Raw genomic sequence first — 5,577 nt, 5'->3', positions numbered from 1 at the left:
GGCCTGAACATCAAGGCTGGTCTCCAGTACTTCATGGTCCCCGGCAACCTGGGCTCCTACATCTTCGACGACCGCGCCACCGCTATTTTGGCTACCATGCCCTTCGGCGACGTGTTCAGCCTGACCGCCGGTTGGGCCCGCCCCTACAATGGCTCCCCGACCGACCCCGAGGTCAAGGACGCCTTTGACATCGCCCTGGCCATCGCCAACGTCCAGCTCGACGGCTTCGCCATCCAGCCCTACTTCTTGTACGGCTTCATCGGCGACCACTACCCGGATGTCTCCAGCCACATGGGTGTCCCGGATATGGGCACCATCCCCGTGTCCAAGGACGCCAAGGCCTGGTGGGCCGGCTTCAGCACCCAGGTGACCCTGCTGGATCCCTTTGTCTTCATGGCCGACTTTGCTTACGGTAGCCTGTCCATGGACAAGCAAAACGCTCTGGGTCTTGAAAAGGCCGAAGGCTGGGTCTTTGACGCCGCCGTCGACTACAAGATGGACTTCATGACCCCCGAGCTGTTCTTTGTCTACATGAGCGGCGAAAAGGACAAGGACGACGACAAGTACACCGTCATGCCCACCATTTCCCCGGATTTGACCGCCACCTCTTTCTTCTATGATGGCACCTCCCTGCTGACCGGCGGCGCGACCGACGGTTACTGGCAGGTCGCTCCCCTGTGGGCCGTCGGTGGTAAGATCAAGGATCTGACCTTCGTCGAGGGTCTGTCCCACACCTTCACCTTGATGTACGCCAAGGGCACCAGCGACGACGACACCGGCATGTACTTCGACAAGAAGGACAGCCTCTGGGAAGCCGATTTCGACACCAAGTACAAGATCTTCGAAGAGCTGACCGCTGTGGCCGAGCTTGGCTACCTGAAGCCCAAGTTCGACGACGATCGGAAGAGCGACGCCGCCTACAGGCTGTCCCTCGGCTTGGTCTACGCTTTCTAAGATTGCCTGCCGCCTGATACCGCACGAAAAGGGCCGGGTCCGAAAGGACCCGGCCCTTTTTTACCGTGTTTGACCGATTTTTCTTGACATTCATCAGCCGTCGAACATAGAAACTCCCTTTCACCAAACTATTCAGGGAACATTCCCTCGTGGCATTTTAAACACTTCATCACCATTCAGGAGGAAAGACATTGGCCAACCACAAGTCGGCTCTCAAGAGGCACCGCCAGAGCCTGAAACGCAGAGACAGGAACAGGATCGTCAAAACCAGGGTCAAGAATACCGTCAAGGCTGTCCGGCAGGCCATTGAGGCCGGTGACGGCGAAACCGCTGCCAAGGTTCTTGGACAGGCCAACGCTGTTCTGGACAAGGCCGCATCCAAAAACATCATTCACTGGCGCAACGCCGGTCGACGTATGGCTCGTCTGGCCAAAGCCGTTCAGGCTATGTCCGCCTGATTGTTCTTGCTCCCTGACGTTTCCGACGACCCGCCTTTCGGCGGGTTTTTTATTTCAAATGCAATAAGTTAGGAACAGTTCCTATTGACAAAATTATTTCAACCAGTTATCATGAATACTGTTTATTATTGGCACATGCATTCGGTTTTCAATCGCAATGCGTCCATTTCAATCATCGACCACGGAGGAGACAATGAGCGACATGTCCAAGTATGAGTGCCCTTGCAAATATGTCTACGATCCAGAGCTGGGTGATCCAGAAAACGGCATCGAACCGGGAACACCCTTTGAGGATCTTCCTGACGACTGGGTCTGCCCCAAGTGCGGCGCTGAAAAAGAATACTTTGAAAAAATCTGATGAGACGCTCCCTGCTCGGCGCAAAAATGCACAAGGCCCTCGACGAACAGATCCGTGCCGAATTTTTTCGACCCATGCCTACCTAGCCATGAGTTCCTATTCGTTATGGTTCGTCGCCGAGCAGGTGGAAGAAAAGGAGTGAGTCTCTCACAAAACAATCAAGGGCGGGATTTCCGGAATCGTCCGGAAAACCCGCCCTTGCCTTTCGCGGGCCCAGCCGCTATGTGTAAAGGCTTTTATTCTGCAACACAATTCAGGCGGCCGAACCGTTGGCCGGAAGTATGATAAAAAAATCGTTGCCCATTTCCGTCGCAGCGTAGCCGACCTGACCTCCATGGAGCTCAACGATCTGCTTGACGAAAGACAGCCCATGTCCCGATCCAGGCTCCCCGGCCGAAGTTTCGGCCCGAAAATCCGGGTCGAACAATTGAGCCCGGTCCTTGTCCGGCACATGAGGCCCCGTCGAGAAGACATTGATCTTGACCGCTCTCTGTCCGGGCCCGAAATGATTGGGCATCCACTCCCATCCGTAAGAAATGAACTTCCGCTCACACCCGTCACGATCACGGACCGGCCGGGTGTATTTGACGGCATTGGAAAAGAGATTGGCAAATACCTGGCTCAACAGGCCGATATCGGCCACCAGCTCGACGGTCTCGTCCGGGACGCCACCCATGCTCGTGTCCACCTCGATGCCCCGCTCGTTCAGCCTGGGACGATAATGATCGAGCTGGGGTTCGACGATCTGGGTTTTGAAGTTACACACCCGCTTCATGAGCACGTAACGACCCTGCTCGAAGTGGCTCCGCCTGAGCAGGGTCTCCAGGAAAAGGCTGGTGTGCTTGAAGTGCTGATAGATGACTTGGTACTGCTCGTTGAGCTCACCGAGGCGGGAGGTAATCTCTCCCCAGATTTCGGCTCCGGACTGCCCTTCGCCTGCGAACTGTTGACCCATCAACTTGGTCACGGCCTTCTGGGTTTCCAGAATCTTACGATTCATTTTCCGGAACAAAAGCTTGAAATACATGTTGGGCAAGATGACGTTATGTCCGATGTCCTGAGCGATGGTCCGGATGAAATTCAGATGTTCCTTGTTCCTCTCGTTGATAAATTTGTTGTGCATCTGAAATCCGACCCGATTCGCGTATTTTTCGTGGAACAACCGATCATGTTCCCTCAGGGCAGCCCCCTCATGAACGAGCAGGGCACCGATGACGTTCCCCCTTGGCGGGACAGGGAGTTCATCGGCCATGATCCGGTTGCAACGAATGGGCACCACCAGATCTCGGCCATGAACATGAACCCCGTGGGCAAGCTTTTCGTCGTCAATCCAAATCCGCTCGGGACACTCGTCCGTCCCAGGCAACTTTCGGCTACAGACAAAGGCCCCCGAGTGATCGAGAAGAAACAGCGTCAGATGGGTTCCAAAGACGAAATGCGGCACGGCAACAACCGTGGTCTGCAGATCGTCGGCGTTGTCGAATTCCTGGGCGAGTTCGAAAAAGATGGAAAAGGTCCCCACCTCGCTTTCCGAAAAGTTATAGTTGGCGAAATCGGCCAGTTTCCGCTCGACCCGCTCGGCTATCTTCTTCCAGTTCGACAGGCTGTTCGTTTCTTGCTTCATAACACGTATCGACTCCTAATGGTTTGTTTCCCGATTATCTCTTTCCCGGTACAATGACAATGAATTTCACCCGACAAACCCCTCCCGAAACCCTTCCGGCCAGTGTCACCGTGCTCTCCGATCCGGAACGAACCATCTATCTGATCGGCACGGCCCACGTCTCCACTGAAAGCGTGAACGACGTCCGGACCACCATCACCACCGTCCAACCGGACACGGTCTGCGTCGAACTCTGTCCGGCTCGGCTTGCCTCCATGACCAACCGGGACGCCTGGCGAAAAATGGACATCTTCAAGGTCATCAAGGAAAAAAAGGCCCTTTTTCTCCTGGCTCAGCTCGTGTTGGCCTCTTTCTACCGCAAGATCGGTGAACAGCTCGGAGTGCAGCCCGGGGCCGAGATGCTGGAAGGTGTCCGACTGGCCAGGGAAACGGGTGCAGTCCTGATCCCAGCCGACCGGGCAGTGGACGTGACCCTCAAGCGGGTCTGGGGCGGACTCGGCCTGTGGAGCCGAATGAAGATGTTGGCTCAGATGCTGGCTGGAATCCTCGGAGCCACCGATATCGACCGGGAATCCGTGGAAAACCTGAAGAACCATGACCAGCTCGAAGCCGTCATGGGCACTCTCGCCCAGACCTTTCCCGAGATCAAGGAACGGCTCATCGACGAACGGGACCTCTATCTTTCGGAAAAAATCCGCCAGTCCCCGGGCCAAGCCATTGTCGCCGTAGTCGGCGCGGGCCATGTCCCAGGCATCGTCCGCAACATCGGACGGGAGATCGATCTCGGCCCTTTGACGGTCGTTCCCAAGCCTTCTGGTTGGGGCACATTCTGGAAATGGTTCATACCGACCCTCATAATCGGGATTTTGGTCTATGGATTCGCCACGGGCGGAGCGGCCCATTCAGTCGGGTCCATCTCCATCTGGGTCTTGGTCAACGGCAGTCTATCCGCCCTGGGAGCGGCTCTGGCCCTGGCCCATCCGGCCACCATCGCCGCCACCTTCGTGGCCGCCCCCCTGACCAGCCTGAATCCCATGATCGCCGCCGGCTGGGTAGCCGGGCTCGTCCAGGCCTGGGTCAAGAAGCCCACCGTGGCCGACCTCGAAGACATCCCCAACGCCATCGGCACCCTGCGTGGTTTCTGGGGCAATCCGGTCTGCCGCATCCTCCTGGTTGTCGTCCTGGCCAACATCGGCAGCTCCATCGGGACCTTTGTCTCGGGAAGCTGGATTGCGGCCAGGACCTTCTGAACCTTCAACCAACACGGACTATGATCGACCGCCGCTTTTCCCTTTCACGCCCTTCTCAGCCTCCAACCGGACCGCCATGCCCGGCCTGCGGCCGGAACCTGGACCTCATCCGCCACTGAAGGGGGGTCGTGCTGCGTTGCAGGTCCTGCCGCGCCGATTACCCGCTGGAAGCCTTCGGTCCCGAGCTGTCCCTGGCCGTTGAGGAATGGCTGGCCGACATGCCCTGCGACCGAATCTAGCCCTTTCGTTGACAAGAAAAAGGCCCGTCCCGGAGTTCTCCGGAAACGGGCCGTAGCTCGTTCATGTTCTGCGCCCGGTTCAGGCCATGTCCCACTCCTGGCCTTCCGCTGTATCGCGCACCGTGACCCCCATGGCTGCCAGTTGGTCCCTGATGGCGTCGGACGCCTGAAAATCCTTGGCTTTTCTCGCATCCTGCCTGTCGATGAGCATCGATTCCACCGCCGTGGTGTCGATCCCGGCCCGTTCGGCCCGAATGCCGCGCAAAGCCGCCAGAAACTCCTTGGGGTCCTGGCCGAGAACGCCCAGCACCTGGCTCCAACGAGAAAAATCAACCACGAACCGCTGCAGGATATCTCGCCCACCGCTGGCCGCCCGATAATTCTTGTCCTCCAGAATCCGGTTGACGATCCTGGCCATGGTGAACATGTGCCCCACGGCCCCGGCCGTGTTCAGATCGTCGTCCATGGCCTGGGTCCATGATGCCGCGGCCCGCTCGAACTCGGCCACTGTTTCGTTGTCCAGTTCCCGGTTGGCCCATTTGACCCGGCCCAGAGCTTCCTGGGCCCAGGCCAAGGCCTGGTACAGGCGGCGAAGCCCCTTTTCAGCCTCGTCCAGGGCCGAATCCGAATAATCGAGAGGGCTTCGATAATGCTTGGTCAGCAGAAAAAACCGCAGCACCTCAGGATGGTATCG

At 57.6% G+C, this 5,577-nt stretch carries 5 protein-coding genes; 3 read left to right on the top strand and 2 right to left on the bottom strand.

Features of this window, described 5'->3' with window-relative positions; all coding sequences use genetic code 11:
- Nucleotides 1-1,145: 1,145 nt before the first annotated feature.
- Together EOM25_11880 and EOM25_11875 are read left to right on the top strand one after the other, a co-directional pair.
- Nucleotides 1,146-1,412, top strand: a complete 267-nt coding sequence (locus EOM25_11880; GenBank protein NCC25872.1) for a 30S ribosomal protein S20 — start codon at nt 1,146-1,148, stop codon at nt 1,410-1,412.
- 202 nt (nt 1,413-1,614) lie between these two features.
- On the top strand, nt 1,615-1,770 hold the full coding sequence (locus tag EOM25_11875; protein NCC25871.1) for a rubredoxin: 156 nt from the start codon (nt 1,615-1,617) through the stop codon (nt 1,768-1,770).
- Nucleotides 1,771-2,023: 253 nt separating this feature from the next.
- On the opposite strand, the gene EOM25_11870 is transcribed toward EOM25_11875, so the two are convergent.
- Nucleotides 2,024-3,394, bottom strand: a complete 1,371-nt coding sequence (locus tag EOM25_11870; GenBank protein ID NCC25870.1) for a HAMP domain-containing histidine kinase — start codon at nt 3,392-3,394, stop codon at nt 2,024-2,026.
- Between the two features lie 59 nt (nt 3,395-3,453).
- On the opposite strand from EOM25_11870, the gene EOM25_11865 reads away from it, so the two are divergent.
- Nucleotides 3,454-4,644 carry a TraB/GumN family protein gene (locus EOM25_11865; GenBank protein ID NCC25869.1) on the top strand — a complete coding sequence of 397 codons (1,191 nt, stop codon included), beginning with the start codon at nt 3,454-3,456 and terminating at the stop codon, nt 4,642-4,644.
- Nucleotides 4,645-4,962: 318 nt separating this feature from the next.
- On the opposite strand, the gene cysS is transcribed toward EOM25_11865, so the two are convergent.
- On the bottom strand, nt 4,963-5,577 hold a 615-nt coding region (cysS, locus tag EOM25_11860; GenBank protein NCC25868.1), incomplete at its 5' end, for a cysteine--tRNA ligase.

The sequence above is a fragment of the Deltaproteobacteria bacterium genome (genome assembly GCA_009929795.1).
Classification (GTDB): Bacteria; Desulfobacterota; Desulfovibrionia; order Desulfovibrionales; family Desulfomicrobiaceae; genus RZZR01.
This window is presented reverse-complemented; position numbering and strand designations above follow the sequence as displayed.

What these genes read in the sequence shown, in the direction of transcription:
- EOM25_11870 (NCC25870.1), bottom strand. Translation starts at nt 3,394, where the DNA reads ATGAAGCAAGAAACGAACAGCCTGTCGAACTGGAAGAAGATAGCCGAG.
- EOM25_11875 (NCC25871.1), top strand. Translation starts at nt 1,615, where the DNA reads ATGTCCAAGTATGAGTGCCCTTGCAAATATGTCTACGATCCAGAGCTG.
- EOM25_11865 (NCC25869.1), top strand. Translation starts at nt 3,454, where the DNA reads ATGAATTTCACCCGACAAACCCCTCCCGAAACCCTTCCGGCCAGTGTC.